The sequence below is a fragment of the Paenibacillus endophyticus genome (assembly GCF_014192395.1).
GTDB classification, from domain to species: Bacteria; Bacillota; Bacilli; order Paenibacillales; family Paenibacillaceae; genus Pristimantibacillus; species Pristimantibacillus endophyticus.
This window is the reverse complement of record NZ_JACHXW010000001.1, coordinates 289,616-306,779: the sequence shown is the minus strand read 5'-3', so window position 1 is coordinate 306,779 and position 17,164 is coordinate 289,616. Positions and strand designations below refer to the sequence as shown.

At 47.6% G+C, this 17,164-nt stretch carries 16 protein-coding genes; 1 reads left to right on the top strand and 15 read right to left on the bottom strand.

Annotated features, from left to right (window positions below):
- Nucleotides 1-52: 52 nt before the first annotated feature.
- From FHS16_RS01360 to cymR, 14 genes are all read right to left on the bottom strand, one after another.
- Entirely contained in the window at nt 53-2,269 is a 2,217-nt protein-coding gene (locus FHS16_RS01360; RefSeq protein ID WP_246431524.1) for a methyl-accepting chemotaxis protein, read from the bottom strand.
- A gap of 188 nt (nt 2,270-2,457) precedes the next feature.
- A complete protein-coding gene (locus tag FHS16_RS01355; RefSeq protein ID WP_246431523.1) occupies nt 2,458-3,720 on the bottom strand; it encodes a peptidase U32 family protein in 1,263 nt (420 codons plus the stop codon).
- Between the two features lie 291 nt (nt 3,721-4,011).
- A complete protein-coding gene (locus tag FHS16_RS01350; protein WP_183557821.1) occupies nt 4,012-4,944 on the bottom strand; it encodes a peptidase U32 family protein in 933 nt (310 codons plus the stop codon).
- 61 nt (nt 4,945-5,005) lie between these two features.
- The gene (gene mltG / locus FHS16_RS01345) at nt 5,006-6,121 is read right to left on the bottom strand and encodes an endolytic transglycosylase MltG (RefSeq protein ID WP_246431522.1); all 1,116 of its coding nucleotides are present in this window, start codon (nt 6,119-6,121) and stop codon (nt 5,006-5,008) included.
- 281 nt (nt 6,122-6,402) lie between these two features.
- Complete coding sequence (locus tag FHS16_RS01340) at nt 6,403-6,714, bottom strand: DUF1292 domain-containing protein (RefSeq protein ID WP_183557818.1); 312 nt, start codon at nt 6,712-6,714, stop codon at nt 6,403-6,405.
- On the bottom strand, nt 6,714-7,010 hold the full coding sequence (locus FHS16_RS01335) for a DUF1292 domain-containing protein (RefSeq protein WP_183557815.1): 297 nt from the start codon (nt 7,008-7,010) through the stop codon (nt 6,714-6,716). The genes FHS16_RS01340 and FHS16_RS01335 overlap by 1 nt, the downstream gene beginning before the upstream one ends.
- Before the next feature lie 8 nt (nt 7,011-7,018).
- Nucleotides 7,019-7,435, bottom strand: coding sequence for a Holliday junction resolvase RuvX (gene ruvX, locus FHS16_RS01330; RefSeq protein ID WP_183557812.1), 417 nt, complete (start codon nt 7,433-7,435; stop codon nt 7,019-7,021).
- 26 nt (nt 7,436-7,461) lie between these two features.
- On the bottom strand, nt 7,462-7,722 hold the full coding sequence (locus FHS16_RS01325) for an IreB family regulatory phosphoprotein (RefSeq protein ID WP_183557809.1): 261 nt from the start codon (nt 7,720-7,722) through the stop codon (nt 7,462-7,464).
- Nucleotides 7,723-7,772: 50 nt separating this feature from the next.
- A complete protein-coding gene (gene alaS / locus FHS16_RS01320) occupies nt 7,773-10,406 on the bottom strand; it encodes an alanine--tRNA ligase (protein ID WP_183557807.1) in 2,634 nt (877 codons plus the stop codon).
- Between the two features lie 354 nt (nt 10,407-10,760).
- The gene (locus tag FHS16_RS01315) at nt 10,761-11,831 is read right to left on the bottom strand and encodes an AI-2E family transporter (RefSeq protein ID WP_183557804.1); all 1,071 of its coding nucleotides are present in this window, start codon (nt 11,829-11,831) and stop codon (nt 10,761-10,763) included.
- Between the two features lie 153 nt (nt 11,832-11,984).
- The gene (locus FHS16_RS01310; protein WP_183557801.1) at nt 11,985-12,182 is read right to left on the bottom strand and encodes a YrzR-like zinc ribbon domain; all 198 of its coding nucleotides are present in this window, start codon (nt 12,180-12,182) and stop codon (nt 11,985-11,987) included.
- A gap of 13 nt (nt 12,183-12,195) precedes the next feature.
- Complete coding sequence (locus FHS16_RS01305; RefSeq protein ID WP_183557798.1) at nt 12,196-12,732, bottom strand: PRC-barrel domain-containing protein; 537 nt, start codon at nt 12,730-12,732, stop codon at nt 12,196-12,198.
- A 17-nt stretch (nt 12,733-12,749) separates the two neighbouring features.
- Entirely contained in the window at nt 12,750-13,904 is a 1,155-nt protein-coding gene (locus FHS16_RS01300; RefSeq protein WP_183557795.1) for a cysteine desulfurase family protein, read from the bottom strand.
- A gap of 13 nt (nt 13,905-13,917) precedes the next feature.
- Nucleotides 13,918-14,337, bottom strand: a complete 420-nt coding sequence (gene cymR / locus FHS16_RS01295) for a cysteine metabolism transcriptional regulator CymR (RefSeq protein WP_183557792.1) — start codon at nt 14,335-14,337, stop codon at nt 13,918-13,920.
- Between the two features lie 200 nt (nt 14,338-14,537).
- Here cymR and mnmA point away from each other — a divergent pair, with 200 nt between their 5' ends.
- Nucleotides 14,538-15,674, top strand: coding sequence for a tRNA 2-thiouridine(34) synthase MnmA (gene mnmA, locus FHS16_RS01290; protein ID WP_183558479.1), 1,137 nt, complete (start codon nt 14,538-14,540; stop codon nt 15,672-15,674).
- A 78-nt stretch (nt 15,675-15,752) separates the two neighbouring features.
- On the opposite strand, the gene FHS16_RS01285 is transcribed toward mnmA, so the two are convergent.
- Nucleotides 15,753-17,099 carry a hemolysin family protein gene (locus tag FHS16_RS01285; protein WP_246431521.1) on the bottom strand — a complete coding sequence of 449 codons (1,347 nt, stop codon included), beginning with the start codon at nt 17,097-17,099 and terminating at the stop codon, nt 15,753-15,755.
- Between the last annotated feature and the right edge of the window lie 65 nt (nt 17,100-17,164).

Sequence of the window (17,164 nt, the reverse complement as noted above, 5' to 3'; positions counted from 1 at the left end):
TGCTCTTTCTCAAAAACTAAATTAAAAGCTTCAACTCCTGTATGGCTCACATTTAATCAATCTTAAACTGTGAAAGAGAATCCTTCAGCTCACGGGATACGGTATCAAGCTTCTCGGACAAGCGCACCATCCCGTCGCTTATGCTAAGCTGTTCGGAGCTCAGTGATGCTACTTCCTCAGATGTAGCCGAGGACTCCTCCGCTACCGCGCTTACGTTAGTCATAGCATCAGCAAGCACCGCTTGCGACTGATCAAGCTGTCCGATGGAATCGGTCACGAGATCGAGTCTCTCGGCAAGCTGACCCATTTGACCGGACACCGTTAAGAAGATTTGGTTCGCTTCCTTCACAGAGCCAATCTGCTCTTGGAACAATGGATACGCGTCAGACAAAACATTTACCGTTTCGTCGATTTCTCCTCTAATCTTCTCCGTAATTTGACCGACTACATCAATCGATTGACGGCTTTGATCCGCAAGCTTGCGAATCTCGTCGGCTACGACCATAAAGCCTTTTCCGGCTGCACCCGCACGGGCTGCCTCAATCGTTGCGTTCAAGGAAAGAATATTCGTTTGCTTCGTTAGGTTATTCAGCACGTCCAATATTTTCACAATGGAGCCTGTGCTTACTTTAAGCGCATCGACCTTCTCCACCATTGAACGCGTCATTTCCTCCGTCATGCCCGTTTTTTGGATGAGCACGCCCATATATGTCGTACCTTGCTCACTCGCTTTTTCCACTTCTTGCGCGGAGCGGACCATTTCCTCGTTGGCTGCAATTACTTTTTTCATTTGAACATCAATATTACCCGTCAAGTCTGTGCCCTTCTCTGCTTCAACAGCAAGGCTAGTTGCACCGCCAGCAATTTCTTCGGTTGCCACGGCAATTTCCTTAGCAGAAATCGCTGTTTTTCTCGAAGCTTCGCTTAGCTCTGACGCTGTATGAAGTACATCTTCGGCAGAACGTGTTGTTTGTACGGCTAGTGCTTTTATTTGAGTCATCATCAGATTGAAGCTGTCGCTCAGCTCCCCGATTTCATCCCTGCGCTTCTTCATCTCCGAGCGAACCGTTAAATTGCCGCTAGCTCCTTCATTCATAAGATTGCGGAGCTTAACAAGCGGCTGCGCAATCGTCATAATGACAAGGATGCCGATTGCAATGGCAATGACTGCAGCGATCAACACTGTAATCCAAGTCATATTCTGAATCGCTTTGGCATCTTTCACAAGCTCTTTCACCGGTACTGTACCTACCAGCTTCCAATCCATGGTCGCAAAGGTTTTGTATGCCGCAAGAACCTCTTCGTTGTTTTTAGTCTTCATCTTTACGGAATCCTGAATCGCCTTATCTCCTTCAGACGGTAAAGTGATGCTTGCTTCCTTGCCAATCATTGTTGCATCGGTATTCGTAATGTACGTATTGGCTGCATCCAGAATCGCAATTTGGCTGCCTTCGCCTAAGTTAACATCCTTGTACCGCTCAGCAATCGAGTCAACCGATACTTCCATAAGCAGGACATAAGATGCCTCGCTCGAGGTAGTATCCTTGATAAGACGGCTTAATCCGACCGTACTCACACCTGTTGAGTTTGATAAGCCCTCAGGCTGGGGAGGTATCCAATTTGTTTTCCCTGACAGCTCAACCGTCTCCAAGAACCATGCTGTTTTCAATAGTCGCTCTGCGCTGCTGCTGCTCGCAGAGCCTGCTGTAACGACTTCTAGCTTTGGATTTACGGGTAAAAGCATCAATGAAATAATCGTGTTATTGCCCATTACGTATGATTGCATTTTTTCGCTCAGGTTGCGCGAAGCTTCAAATTTGTTGTAATCATCGACGCTATCCAGCATTTTTCTTACGATTTCATGGAAGCTCTTATCGATTAGAATTTGCAGCGAAAGATCCTCATAGGTCTTATAAATAACGTCCATGTTATTAGCGACTTGCTTTATCGTCTCAAAACTGGCATCAGAAACCTTGCTTTCAATAATTTTCTTCGACTGCGAATACGCCAATAGTCCTACTGTCAATACGCATGCAATAATACCTACAAAAATAATCGTGAACAGCTTTGTTCCTACTGATTTTAACGGATTGGAAAGCTTCGTAGTCATGACAGACTCTCTAGCTGCCTTCGCTGATAGCTTCATAGCCTTCATTCCTGATTGCGCTTTCATGCTGAACTCTGATTTCCCAGCATTTGACCCGTTCACAGCTGATTGTTGCTTCGTTTTCTTCGACTTCTTCACTTTTTGTTCTTCTTCGTTTTTCATTGGGAAAGACACCGCCTTCAATATTGTAAGTCTGAATTAGTTCGTATGCTTCTAGCGAATCTTGCCGAAATATGTATTTACTATATATTATTTTATATCGACACAATCTTGTCAATCCATAATAAGAAAACAAAAAAAAGAGCCTTATTTTTTTTGGTAAAATAAGACTCCAGTCCTGCTATATAGGTTTATTTTCGTCCAAGCTTCTTCCTCATCATGTCCATTGGCTTAACCGGCTTAAGTGTACGGATCCGAATCTGCTGCAAAGGATGCCTCGCCGCTTCCAATCCCGCACCTTCTATGTCCGTCATCTCCGTAACGGTCTGCTTGAAGAACGTGCCCTCCGGGCCGACAAACTCCACTTCCTGGCCAACCTTGAAATGATTACGCTGCTGAATGGTAGCAAAGCTTGTTTTCGGGTCATAATCCACAACGATACCCGCAAAGTCATACGGTGCCGCTTTCTCCTCCGGCTCGTAGATGTGATCCTCCGCTCCAGGCTCATCCAGGAAAAAACCTGTGTTAAGCGGACGATTCGCAGCTTTGTTGATTTCCTCGATCCATTCCTGCTTCAGCTCGAAATGCTCTGGATCCTCAAAGTACGCATCGATCGCTTGCCTGTACACATTTACTACCGTTGCCACATAATGAATGCTCTTCATTCTGCCTTCGATTTTGAAGCTGTCAACGCCTACCTCAATCAGCTCTGGCAAATACTCGATCATACAAAGATCCTTTGAGCCCATTGTAAACTTGTCTTCCTCTTCGTCATACATCGGCATATCATCCACAAACAGATCGTACTTCCATCGGCAGGATTGACAGCATCCGCCACGATTGGAATCTCGGTCGGTGAAGTGATTCGAAAGCACGCAACGGCCAGAAAACGAGGAGCACATCGCACCATGAATAAACGCTTCAATCTCAATATCAACATGTTTTTTTATTTCGGCTATATCCTTAAAGCTGGTTTCACGTGCCAGCACCACCCGTGGCAAGCCCTCTTCCTTCCAAAACTGCACCGCTTGCCAGTTCAGCGTTGACTGCTGCGTGCTCAAATGCACCTCCAGCTTTGGGGCGACGCGCTGCGCTGTTTCGATAATGACTGGATCAGCCGCAATAATTGCAGAGATGCCTGCGTGCTCTAAAGCGCGCAAATACTCCTCAAGACCCTCAACATCCTCATTATGCGCATAAATATTAGTCGCAACAAATACCTTTGCTCCGTATCGCTTGGCGAACTCAACGCCTTCCTTCATCTCCTCGAAGCTGAAGTTGTCGGCATTGGAGCGCAAGCCATATTTCTGTCCGCCAATATAAACGGCATCTGCACCGTAATGGACAGCGAACTTGAGCTTCTCCAAGTTGCCTGCAGGAGCAAGCAGCTCTGGTTTAGCAAGACGATGCCGCTTGCCTTGATAGCGCGGAGTCGTTTTCTCTATAGTCGTCAATGTTGTGCACCTCCTGTAGTTTCGCCAAGCGTAAACGGCTGAAGCCATCCTCTGGCGGCTAAGCTTACGTTTCGCGTAGAAATATAGAGATAGTTGGCGAAATCATATACTTTCCTATATTTCAAGCGTAAACGGCTGTCGCCGTCTTCTGTGGCAAAAGCAGTCGTTTCGCGGAGATATATAAGCACATTTATATGTAACACATATAAATTCTTATATATTAAGCAAAACTTGTCTCGCAAGCCTGTTTCTAACGTTATACCGAGTAAAGGAAGCTCGGCCAAATCCCACTTAATATACCTGTTCCTTATAAAAGAATCCGTAGCTTAGCTCCCGATTGGGATCCTGAATCTGTTGGATAGCTTCCAGCCATTCCTCGTTGAACGCATAAGCCTCAGGATCGGACAAGTATGAATCAATAGCCTGCCGATAAGAGCGCACAACCGTTTCATTATAGTCCATTGATTTCATTATGCCTTCAATCTTCAAGCTGCTGACGCCTGCTTCGAGCAGCTCATGAATATTCTCGACCATGCAAATGTCATCCGAGCTCATAATATGAGTCCCGTTTATGTCTTCATAAATCGGATACCGCTCATCCTGCCGTTCTGCTTCCATCACATATAGACCGCGATCCTTATCCTTTTGCGGCAATCGCTCAGGCTCTGTTTGATGATCTAGGTAGCTCCCGACAAGCGAACGTTTGGAATGGTAAATGTTCGTCATCCCGTGTACCTGTACTTGAACCTCGAGATCAGAAGCGGCTGCTGTATCAATGACTTGCTCCATGTTCAGCTCGCGTGCCAGCACATACCGGGTCGCCCCTCTGCGGCCCCAATAATTTGCCGTCACGTAATTCGTAGACGTCATTTCGGCATTCCAATGCAAAGCGATGCCCGGCGCATGTGACCTAGCAGCCATTAATACCGCCGGATCGCCAAAAACAAATGCATCGACGCCAACATCCGCAAGCGTTGAAACATACGTATTCAAAGATTCAGCCGCTTCGTTATCCATTAAATTATTTAGCGCTGCATAAACGCGGACGCCATGAGGCCTCGCAATCTTTACGGCCTCTGCGATCATTTCTAACGTAAATTCCCCTGCTAACCGTGTACCGTAGCGTGCTTCGCCGATAACGAAAGCATCCGCACCTGCTGCAATGAGCCTTCGAAGCTCCTCTAACGATGCGGCGGTAGCTAACAATTCTGGCTTGTACGCCATGCCTGCTCCTCCTTAAAGCTCTAAGCGGACGCACTTGCATATCCCTTGATCAAGTGACGTCTTACCCAGCGGTCTGATTACTCTTTTCGATGTTTCTTAAATGCTCTTTATACGTTTTTGCAAACAAATGAGATTGGCTGCCGTCTTTTTTCGTAACATAGAAGATAAATTCCGTTTCCTCCGGATACAATGCGGCCTGAATCGATGCCAGACTTGGGCTAGCGATAGGGCCGGGAGGCAATCCTTTGACTTTATACGTATTATATGGACTATCTACCAGCAGATCCTTCTCGTACAAGCGCTCCTTGGGCTTATCGAGCGAATACTGAACGGTAGCATCAATTTGCAGCTTCATGCCATCGGCAATTCGATTGTAGATAATGCCGGCAACGAGTGCTCTTTCTTCATCGACAACGACTTCGCGCTCTACGAGCGAGGCGATCGTTAATAAGTCATGGAAAGATATTTTTCTCTCATCGAGCACATCCATCCAGCCTTCTGGTAGCTCTGCCAGCTTCCTGTCAAGCTCAGAGACCATCCGATTGATAATGTCCTCTTCGGTGCTGTCCTTCTTCATTTCATACGTTTCAGGAAACAGATAGCCTTCCAGGCGCTCATGCAGCTTATCGCTCTCTGGAATCGAACGCACAGCCTCAGCGTCTCCCCAGTTTTTCTGAGCCGCAATCAATCCAATAAACTTTTCTCTGTCAATCAGCTTCTCTGCTGCTAGCTTGTCAGCGATTTGCAGAACAGTGAATCCTTCTGGTATCGTAAAACGGACCGTTTCAGCTGCAACAGTGGAGCCAGTATTCAACTTCTTGATAATCGTTTCCTTTTCCATACCTGGGTTAAGCTCATAGATACCGGCTTGAAACTGACCGCCTTCATCCTTCAGCTTCAGGTAATACTTAAATATAAATGCGTTTTTGATTATGCCCTGCTGCTCCAGTAATTCAGCCACCTTATTGGCTGACGTTCCTTTTGGAACCTCTACTCTTTGCATTTCTCCTGATGAGGTAGGCTGCAGGCTGCTCCAGAAATAAAAGGCGACACTGCCTGTACCGATGATCATTATGCCAAGCAAACTCAAAATAACCCATAGCGTAATGCGGCTGCGCTTCGGACCGCGACGTGAATATTGGTCGCCTTGCTCAGCCTGCTGTGATGTCTTATCCAATCTTAGACCCCCCGCTTTATGATACTTAAATATTTTTTTCTCGAATTGCGCAGGCGAAATGGCTGATACCGCATATATGCAGCTCAGCTTCTGCTTGTATTCAACGACAATTGTACCATAACATGTAAGAAGAAACGCATGACGGCGTCCTTTTAATAGACGCCATCGTTTCTACGAAACGTATAGAGAAAGGATGAGTAACCTCATATCCTTTCCTATACGTGAACAAAAGAGCGGTTAGAAACCGCTCTTTCGTTAACTGCATATGCGCTTACTGAACGTTAAGGGCGCTCGTCGGTCGAGAACAAAAGATCATCATAAGCTTCCGATGCCGCTTCCCATTCCTCGTCATCCTCAATGTTTTCAAGCTGCGGCTCTCCGCCCACTTGAACAACTCGGAAAAGCTCGACATCTTCTTCACCGCGCATCGGATCGGATTGAAGTGCCGCGTAAATACGGTCACCTAGCTGAAATTCAGCCTTAATGTCGTATACTTCTACGCTGCCGTCATCCGCTTCTAGCTCAATTTCATTGCCAAAAGCAGTTCTCAAGCTATTCAGCTTCTTAGGCGCTTCATGCTCATTGCCAGACATTAGTTTTCTTCCTCCATCTCGCCTAGAAGCGTGTTGAACGTCTCCTCGACCATGTTCCACTCTTCTTCATCTTCAATCGTATAAAGCTTCAGATCGTCGCCTTCTTCTTCGTAACGGAAAGCGTAAACCTCATCTTCCTCTTCGTTCTCGCCCGTAAGCGGAACAACCATCATATATTTCTGATCGGAACCATCAACCTCAAATTTCATGATGACTTCGAATTCCTCTTCATTTCCTTCTTCATCCGGGATATAAATAATTTCCGGCTCTTCGAATTCCATTTCTTCTTTTGTCATGGTTACCCTCACCTTTTCGCTTTAGAATCGAGATAATTTTGCAAAATGAGCGTTGCCGCCATTTTGTCTATTACGAGCTTTCGCTTCTTCCGGCTGACGTCCGCTTCAATAAGCGTACGTTCGGCAGCTACCGTTGTCAGCCTTTCATCCCAAAGGTGAACAGGTATGTTTAGTTTCTGCTTAATCAGTTCTGCGAATTCAATACAAATTTCCCCTCGCGGACCGATGGAACCGTTCATATTCTTAGGCAGGCCTACTACGATTTCGCTGACCTCATGCTCCTTGACTAACGCAGCAATTTGGTCAAACTCGCTGCCGTCTCTCCTGCGTTCGATAACCCCGGTCCCTTGCGCGGTCCAGCGAAAGGCGTCGCTGACAGCAACACCGATCTTGCGGTCGCCATAATCCAATCCCATTAATCTCATTTCAAGTCCGGCTCCTGCCTCATTTGTTATTGTTTCTTATGGTTTAGGTAAAACCGGACAAGCTCTTCGATTAATTCGTCTCGTTCTTTTTTGCGAATTAAACTTCTGGCGTTGTTGTGCCGCGGAATATACGCGGGATCTCCGGACAGCAAATACCCAACGATCTGGTTAATCGGATTATACTCTTTCTCGAGAAGCGCTTCATGCACGGATAGCAGAATGTCTTGAGAAGATTCAACCCCCTCCGCCGTCACGTTAAATTTCATTGTTTTGTCCATGGAACTCATCGCCAGCACCTCGCTTTCCAAACCGCTTTTCAATGAGATATACAACTATATCATATCACATTTGTTTGATTAAGAACTAGTTCTTCCGCAAGTTTCAAAGCCTCTTCCAGCTTTGATGTATCTTTTCCGCCCGCTTGCGCCATATCTGGGCGTCCTCCGCCGCTTCCGCCGCAATGAACAGCCGCCTCTTTTACGATTTTCCCGGCATGGAAACCCTTCTTAATGAGATCCGCGGAAACCGCTGCCGCTAGGTTTACTTTTCCGTCCGCAATCGCGCCGAGCACGATGACGCTGGACTCCAGCTTCAACTTCAGCTCGTCAACAATTCCCCGAAGCGCATCCATGGAAGGCGCATTGACTTGCGCGCACAATACCGTGATCCCATCAACGGTTTTGGCGTTTTGCTCAAGCGAACCTGCCTCGATCCGGCTAAGCTTCGCTTGCAGCGATTCATTATCGCGCGTAAGCTCCTTCACTTGGCCGAACAGCGCTTCAATCCGTTTCGGAACGTCATTGGCATTCGCTTTGAGAAGACCAGCCGATTGCTTGAGCAGCTCGAACTGACCTTCCAAATAGTTATAAGCATGCTTGCCTGTAACGGCTTCTATCCTTCTAACCCCTGAACCGATACCGCTCTCGCTTAGCAGCTTAAACAACCCGATTTGCGAAGTATTGCCTACATGGCAGCCGCCGCATAGCTCCAAGCTATAGCTCCCTACTTGAACGACCCGGACCTCATCGCCGTATTTCTCGCCAAACAGAGCCATTGCACCCATTGCCTTCGCTTCATTCAATGATTTAATGTCAATCGAAACGGATGTTCCCAACCAGATTTGCTCATTTACGCGCCGTTCGATTTCGACTAGCTCCTCTGCTGTTATGCTGCCAAAGTGCGAGAAGTCAAACCGCAGCCGTTCCGCTTCTACCAGCGAGCCTGCCTGATTAACATGATCGCCAAGCACCTCTTTGAGCGCCTTATGCAGCAGATGCGTTGCCGTATGGTTCTTAACGATATCGTCCCGAACGACTCTTGTTACGCTTGCTTGCGCAGATTGACCGCTTCGAGCGGTTCCTTCGGCAACAATGGCATGATGCACGCTTTGTCCATGAGGCGCCTTCGTGACATCGAGGATGTCGAGTATAAAGCCATCGCCTTTGATGGTTCCCTTGTCCCCAATTTGTCCGCCGCTCTCCGCATAGAATGGCGTACGGTCCAAAATGACTAGAACCTTGCTGCCTTGCGCTGCACTCTCGACTAGCAAGTCATCTTGAACAATGGCAATGATTTTGGAGTCAGATACCAATTCATTATAGCCAACAAACTCGCTTTTAATCGTGAATTCGCCAAGCGGACCGCCTTGAACCTTCATGCTGCCGGTATCTTGGCGGGCTGCGCGAGCACGCACGCGCTGCGCCTCCATTGCTGCATCAAATCCTTCGCGGTCAACGGTCATACCGTTTTCCGAAGCGTAGTCCTCTGTCAGATCGAAAGGAAAACCATAGGTATCATAGAGACGGAACGCATCGTCGCCGTTAATCTCTTTATTTCCTGCTTTCGTGGCAGCTGCCACTAGGTCAGACAACATTGCGAGCCCATCGGACAATGTCTCGTGGAATCTTTCTTCTTCCGTACGAATGACGCGCTCGATAAACTCGCGTTTCTCGACAACCTCTGGATAGTACACCCCCATAACCTCGCCTACGATAGAAGTAAGCTCATGGAGGAACGGACGGTCGATGCCGATCGTTTTACCATAACGTACGGCACGGCGGAGCAAACGGCGGATAATGTAGCCGCGTCCTTCATTAGAAGGCATAACGCCGTCACCGACTGCGAACGCAACCGTACGAATATGGTCTGCGATTACCTTGAGCGCTACGTCATGCTCTTCATTCGTTTTGTAGGTTACCTTAGCAATCGTGCAGGTACGGTCAATGATCGGACGGAACAAATCCGTATCAAAGTTAGAATCCACATCCTGCAGAATGGAAGCAAAACGCTCAAGACCTGCGCCTGTATCAATATTTTTAATGGGAAGCGGCGTATAGCTGCCGTCTTTATTGTGGTTGAACTGTGAGAAAACGACGTTCCATACCTCTAGGAAACGCTCATTTTCCCCGCCTGGCCAGCATTCCGGATCCGTTAGGTCGCCATATTTGTCGCCGCGATCATAGAAAATTTCAGTACATGGTCCGCATGGCCCTTCGCCGATATCCCAAAAGTTCTCTTCTAGCTTATAGATGCGCTCTTCCGGAAGACCGATCTTTTTGTTCCAGAATTCAAACGCTTCCTCATCCTCCGGATATACCGTGACGGATAGGCGGTTCGGATCAAATCCGATCCACTTCGGCTCAGTTAGAAATTCCCATGCCCATGTGATCGCTTCTTCCTTGAAGTAATCGCCGATTGAGAAATTGCCCAGCATTTCAAAAAACGTATGATGTCTGCGTGTTTTGCCGACATTCTCAATATCGTTTGTTCGGATGCATTTCTGCGAGTTGGTAATCCGCGGGTTATCAGGTACGATACGTCCGTCAAAATAAGCTTTAAGCGGCGCCATGCCTGCATTAATCCATAGAAGTGAAGGATCGTTGTGCGGGACAAGCGACGCGCTTGGTTCGATTTTATGACCCTTGCTTTCGAAAAAAGCAAGCCATTTGGACCGAATTTCACTAGCTTTCATGTTAATAAGCCCCCTTTTCATCATAAAACACAAAAAACGCCCCTGTCATTGACAGGGACGAAAACATTCGCGGTACCACCCTGGTTATTGCTCGCTGCATGCAGCCTGCGCAATCGCCTTCATTAGACGTTAACGGGTCCACCCGGTGAAGTTCATTCACACTCCGAAAAGAGCTTTCAGCCACCCTTCGTCATAAAAGCTCTCTCAACCGACACAATTGACTGGCGGGCAGTCACTGTGAAGAAGCTTTCTCTCTGGTTAACGGGCATTGGCCTACTTCAATTCGTCAACGCTTTATCACCTTATTTTTGACACTTGATTATTTTAAAATTATAGCTACACCCTCTCAACCTGTCAAATAATCTTTCTGCGCACGTAATAAGCGAACATATGCTGGATAATGACCTTGCAGGCCGCGAATATCGGGACCGCCAATATCATTCCAACGATGCCGGCTATTTCGCCACCAACTAAGAGCGCGAATATGATGGACAAAGGGTGCATGTGCAGCGTTCGCCCAACAACTTGCGGAGAAATCACATTGCCCTCGAGTATTTGGCAAAGCGTATTAATGATAGCGACTAAAATGACCATTTTCAAGGATACCGTTGAGGCCATTAGCAATGCCGGGGCAGCCCCGAAAAAAGGACCCAAGTAAGGAATGACATTCGTGATGGCAACAATGCTCGCCAATAGAAGCGCATATGGCATTCCGATGAGCAGATAGCCAAAGTAAGCCAATACCCCGACGATAACGCAAACCAAAAACTGTCCTCTTATGTAGCTGCCTAATGCCGTATCAATATCCTTAAGGAGTCTTACTGTGTTTTTGCGATGCGACTTGGGCACATAGGTGATAACCGTTCGCTCGAATACGTCAAAGTCCTTCAATATGTAGAAGGCAAGGAACGGTATAATGAAGGTGATGAATATCGCATTAACCATAGATCCGATATTATTCACGAAGTTGAATAAGCTTTCGGACAGCTTTTTCTCAATATGGACAAGTGATTTGTTAAGACCGCTGCGAATGCTTTCGGGCAAGAAGGATGTATTGTTAATGTCCGTTACGATATTTTGCGCACGCATGGACAACTCAGGCACGTGACGATTCAATTCTTGCACCTGGTTGATAAACATGGGGATCAGATTAACCAGAAGAACGGTAATGACTGCGCAAAAGACCGCATAAATGAGCAGCACCGCAATCGTTCGAGGCACCTTTCTCTCATGCAGGATCGTCACGATTGGATTAAGCACATAGGAAATAATCATGGCTATAACAAAAGGTGCAAAAACAGCCTTCAAAAAGATGTATATGCTCACGATAAGCGGCTTGATCAGCAGCAATAAATAAATGGATATCAGGCCTAATATCAAATAAACCAGCCAAACAAACAGACGGTTCTTTGTAAAGCGTTCCACCGTCCTCACCCCCGAACCTTCGTTTTCCACCTGCCTCCAGCAAGGCGAGCGGAACTAGTTCAGTATATGTACAAGCGGCTCGATTCATCCGTATACAGCAAAAAAAGACGGCCAGAGACCGTCTCTTCAAAGTCATTGTTATGAGAAAGCACGTCAATTGACGTGAATCTGAGTTATTTCCTCTTCAAAGAACAAGTCGTCAAGCGAGCTTAACGTACCATCCTCTTCTACTTGGTAAACCGACATTTTCTCGCCGTTTACCGTCAGTTCTATGAAGCAGCCCCAACAATAAAACTGGTGGGAACCGATCTTTCCGATATCTTTCGAGTTGCAATTCGGACATCTCATCATCTTTCATTTCTCCCTATCCTCTGAAATTGGAAGCTGCGACAGGCTCCAATTCCGCTTCACTGACAGCAGGAACAATAATCGCGTCTTCCCCGAGTAATACGCTATCCGGATCACTCGGCGCTCTCAGCCATTTGCGCCCTTCCATCAGATCCGAAACAAAACCGTCCGTAAGCTCGTAGCCTACTATTTGTGTACCCTCTTTTGGGTAAAAATAAACATCCGACACACGGCCAAGTTGAATACCGCTAACCGTTACGACGGGCAAATCCTTTAATTTCACTAAGCCGGTGTAAAAGGAACGCAGCAATTGCTTCGACTTCATCCGAAAGATCGACGCTTCATCTGCTATAATGACGGTGTCCTCGCCGCAAGTGAGCACGTGAGACCACTCGACGATCTTAGCAGTAGTAGCAAACCATTTGGGACAATCAAGAATGAGCCCCTTTAGTTGCCAGTGCTCATCAAACCAAGCGTCCTTGACCGTGCCAACCAGCTTGCCCGAATGAATGACGATGACGGGAAGTCCAATAAGCCGTTGAAGTTTAATCACGCTTAAGCGGAGTCCTCCTAGTAGTTATTACGAATACGCCTCACGATTAATCCGATCTTCTGTGCGGCTTCTTCTAATTCCTCCAAAGTATTCCCCAATCCGAAGCTAAATCTTACGGCAGATTGAATTCGCTCCTCAGACAGCTCCATGGCTCTCAGCACATGTGATCGCTCAAGCGCGCCAGAAGTGCAAGCGGAGCCGCTTGCTGCAGCAATGCCTTCCATATCCAAATTCATCAGCATCGTTTCCGTATCGACTCCGATAAAGCTGACATTTACGATATGCGGCAAATAGTCCTCCCCGCTTCCATTAACCAAGACGGGTATGCCAGCATGCTCATGAAGCAGTTCTATCCATCTCTTACGAAGCTTGTCCATAAAAGGTTGCTTATTTTTTCTCTCGTTCACACAAATGTCAACTGCTGCTGCAAATCCAACGATTCCTGCGATGTTTTCGGTGCCAGCCCGGCGTTTTCTTTCTTGTGATCCGCCATGCTGGAGAGGTTCAAGCGGAGTCCCTGAAGCGATATATAGTGCGCCAACGCCCTGAGGGCCGTTGATCTTATGGGAAGAGAAACTCATGAGGTCGATCGGCAGCTCGTTGAGCCGGTAATCGAACCAGCTTAATGTCTGTACGGCATCCACATGGAAGATCACGCCCGCTGCTTTCGCCATTCGTCCGATTTCTTCTATGGGCTGAATCGTTCCTACTTCGTTGTTGCCATGCATAATGCTAATTAGGGCGGTCTCTGGTGTAATAGCCGCTTGAACGGTCTCTGGTGATGTGCACCCTACCGAGTCGACAGGAAGTACCGTTAGAGTGAAGCCTTCTTCCTTGGCCAGCCACTCGCACGTATGAAGAACGGCGTGATGCTCGCCTGCAGAAGTAATGAGATGTGTTCTCCCGCGTTTGCGCTGTGCTCTGGCTGCTCCGATAATCGCCGCATTATCGCTCTCCGTCCCGCCTGAGGTGAACAGCAGCTCTCCCGGCTTGCAGCCGATCGCTGCCGAAATTATATCGCGCGACCGGTTGAGATGGAGCTTGGCCGCTCTTCCAAACGCATGCATGCTAGACGAATTGCCGCCAGGACCCAGCATGACCTCGAGCATCGCTTTGGCGACGTCAGGATGCATAGGCGTAGTGGCGGCATGGTCAAAATAATGTTTTGTCATAGGTTCGCTTCCTTTAGATGTAGAACATGTAGCTGTCAGGTTTGCCCGCGTCTTCGAAATTGATGAGATCCGCGAGCGTCGTCGAGTCAAGCACATCAGCGATGCTGTCCCGTATTCTGAGCCAAAGCTGGCGTTTCGCAGGGTCATCCTCTTCCGTAAAGTCTACCGGTGAAATAGGGCCCTCAAGTATGCGAATGATATCGCCGGAAGTAATGGTTTCCGGATCCTTCGAGAGGATATAGCCGCCGTATGCGCCGCGAATACTTTTCACAAGTCCTGCATTGCGAAGCGGTGCTACTAATTGCTCCAAATAGTGTTCGGAAAGCTGATTGCGCTCCGCTATGCTCTTGAGCGACGTTGGGCCTTCCCCAAATTTAACTGCAAGCTCCATCATAATCGTTAAGCCGTAACGGCCCTTTGTCGATATTTTCAAAGTGGCACCTCTTTAGTTGGTTTTATAGTGGTTCATCCATGTGTCTGCATGCGAAGCTATTAATTCTCTGTATTCCCATTTCACTTATATGTTAACATATCACGCACGCGCCGTGTGCAAAAAGCTTGACTACTTCATGAAAAAGTTTGCTTCCTATGTTACAATAATAATGGTTTGATTTGAGCAAGGTGGTGTTTATGATGGAAAAACCAATCGCATCGACAAGGGTTGTCGTCGGCATGTCAGGCGGCGTCGATTCCTCCGTCACAGCTCTGCTGCTGAAGCAGCAAGGGTACGACGTTGTCGGCATATTCATGAAAAACTGGGACGATACCGATGAATTCGGTCATTGCACGGCGGAAGAGGACTCGGAAGATGTCCGCCGCGTATGTGAGCAAATCGGTATCCCGTATTATACCGTCAATTTTGAACGGCAATATTTCGATAAGGTATTCAGCTATTTCCTTGATGAATACAAGCGCGGGCGCACGCCGAATCCCGACGTCATGTGCAATCGCGAAATCAAATTCGGCGATTTCCTTCAGCGCGCAATGGAACTTGGAGCAGACTATTTGGCTACAGGGCATTACGCTCAGGTCGAGCGCACGGAGGATGGGGTTACCAAGCTGCTGCGAGGCATTGATTCCAACAAGGATCAAACCTACTTCCTCAGCGCATTAAATCAGAGACAGCTTGCGAAAGCGATGTTTCCGATTGGACATCTTCCAAAACCCGAAGTTCGCCGCATCGCAGAGGAAGCCGGTTTGTATACGGCGAAGAAGAAAGACAGCACCGGGGTATGCTTTATCGGCGAACGAAACTTCAAGACGTTTCTTAGCGGGTATTTGCCAGCCCAAGCAGGCGATATGATTGACGTTCAAAGCGGCGAGAAGAAGGGCCGGCATGATGGCCTTATGTATTACACCCTTGGTCAGCGCCAAGGTCTTGGCATCGGAGGCTCGGGCTCGGGCGAGCCGTGGTTCGTCGCTGACAAGGATTTGGAACGCAATATCCTTTACGTCGTACAAGGCGAGCAGCATCCGAGCCTCTATTCCGAGAGTTTGACCGCGAGCGGAATGAACTGGATTTCCCAGCCTTTGCAAGCAGGAGAAACCATCCGCTGCACAGCCAAATTCCGCTATCGCCAGCCGGATCAAGGCGTCAGCGTTACGGTGCTTCCAAACGGAGATGTCCGAATCGTTTTTGATAAGCCTCAAAAAGCGATTACCCCGGGCCAAGCCGTCGTCCTGTACGACGAAGCCGTTTGTCTTGGAGGCGGAACGATCGAAACGGTCCAAAAAATCGATGCCGATGCCATGCTGACTAAGCAAGCGTAATCGAATCAATAAAGAAGGCTGCTTCATACATCTTCAGATGTGAAGCAGCCTTTTTTCTTTTTATTCACACGATGTACTTCATCCATGTTGATGACCTGCTTGCTTCCCCCTGTACTCGTTGTCGTTGATTGCCCGAATACGCAAACGGGAAATGCGCAAATGATCAGTCTCTTCGATAATAAACTCAACGTCATCCCCGAATCGGATGTGTTGATTGCTTGCTGGCGGAAGCTCAATTCTAGAATACATCCAACCGCCGATTGTGTCATAATCGTCCGTATCGATGTCTAGCCCAAAGAAGCTGTTCACCTCCTCGATCAGCATTAGCCCGCTGACCGAATACGTACCGTCATCCATTCGCTCGAGCTGCTCACGCTCTTCATCAAACTCGTCTTGTATTTCGCCGACGATTTCCTCCATAATATCCTCCAGCGTCACGAGGCCTGACGTTCCGCCATACTCATCGATGAGAATTGCGATTTGCGATCTTCGTTTCTGCATCAGTTTTAGCAGCGTGCTAATTTGCATCGATTCGGGTACTGTTGTAATGGGTCTCGTAATCTGTCTAATATCACTTAGGCTTTGGTGCGTATCCTTTAATAAATCCTTGATATGCACAAAGCCGATAATATTATCCTTATCATTCTCGCATACCGGATAACGGGTGAGCATTTGCTCAAGCGCATGCTTTTTGTTCTCCGTTATCGTATGGCTGGCATTCAAGCAAATCATCTCTGTGCGAGGAATCATGATTTCCCTGGCATTGGTTTCTGTAAAATCAAAAATGTTATCAACGAGCGTCAGCTCAGTATTATCAATAAATCCATTTTTATGGCTTTCCTTCATCAGAATGCGTATTTCATCCTCGGTATGCGCTGAATCCTTCTCGTTTGCTGGCTCGATTCCCATTTTGCGAAGGAGCTGGTTGGCCATTTCATTCAATATCCAAATAAACGGGCACATGATTTTATACAAAAAAACGAGCGGTGTAGCGGTTAGCAGCGTTACTGATTCAGCTTTGCGGATAGCAATCGTTTTTGGTGCAAGCTGGCCAATCACAAGATGAAGCACCGTAATAAAGGTGAATGCGAGCAGGAAAGAGAAACTATGAAGAACCCCTTCGCTGCGTATCCCGAGCTGGTTTAGGAGAGGCTCGATAACCCTTGCAACCGCAGGCTCCCCAATCCAGCCGAGACCAAGGGAAGCAAGCGTAATGCCAAGCTTGCAAGCCGATAAATAAGCATCCAAATTTCCAGTCATACGCATAGCAAGCTTGGCGCGGGAATGGCCTTCCGAGGCAAGCAAATCCATTCGACTGCCCCTAGCTTTCACCATTGCGAATTCAGCAGCGACAAAAAAACCGTTCATAAAGACCAACAGAAAAATAAGAATCAGGGACAAACTAATCGGCATCGGGTCATTCAACGAGTTCCTGCCCTCCGCGAACAATCATGCCGTTGCGAAAGCAGGTGCACCTCCTTTGGGAACAA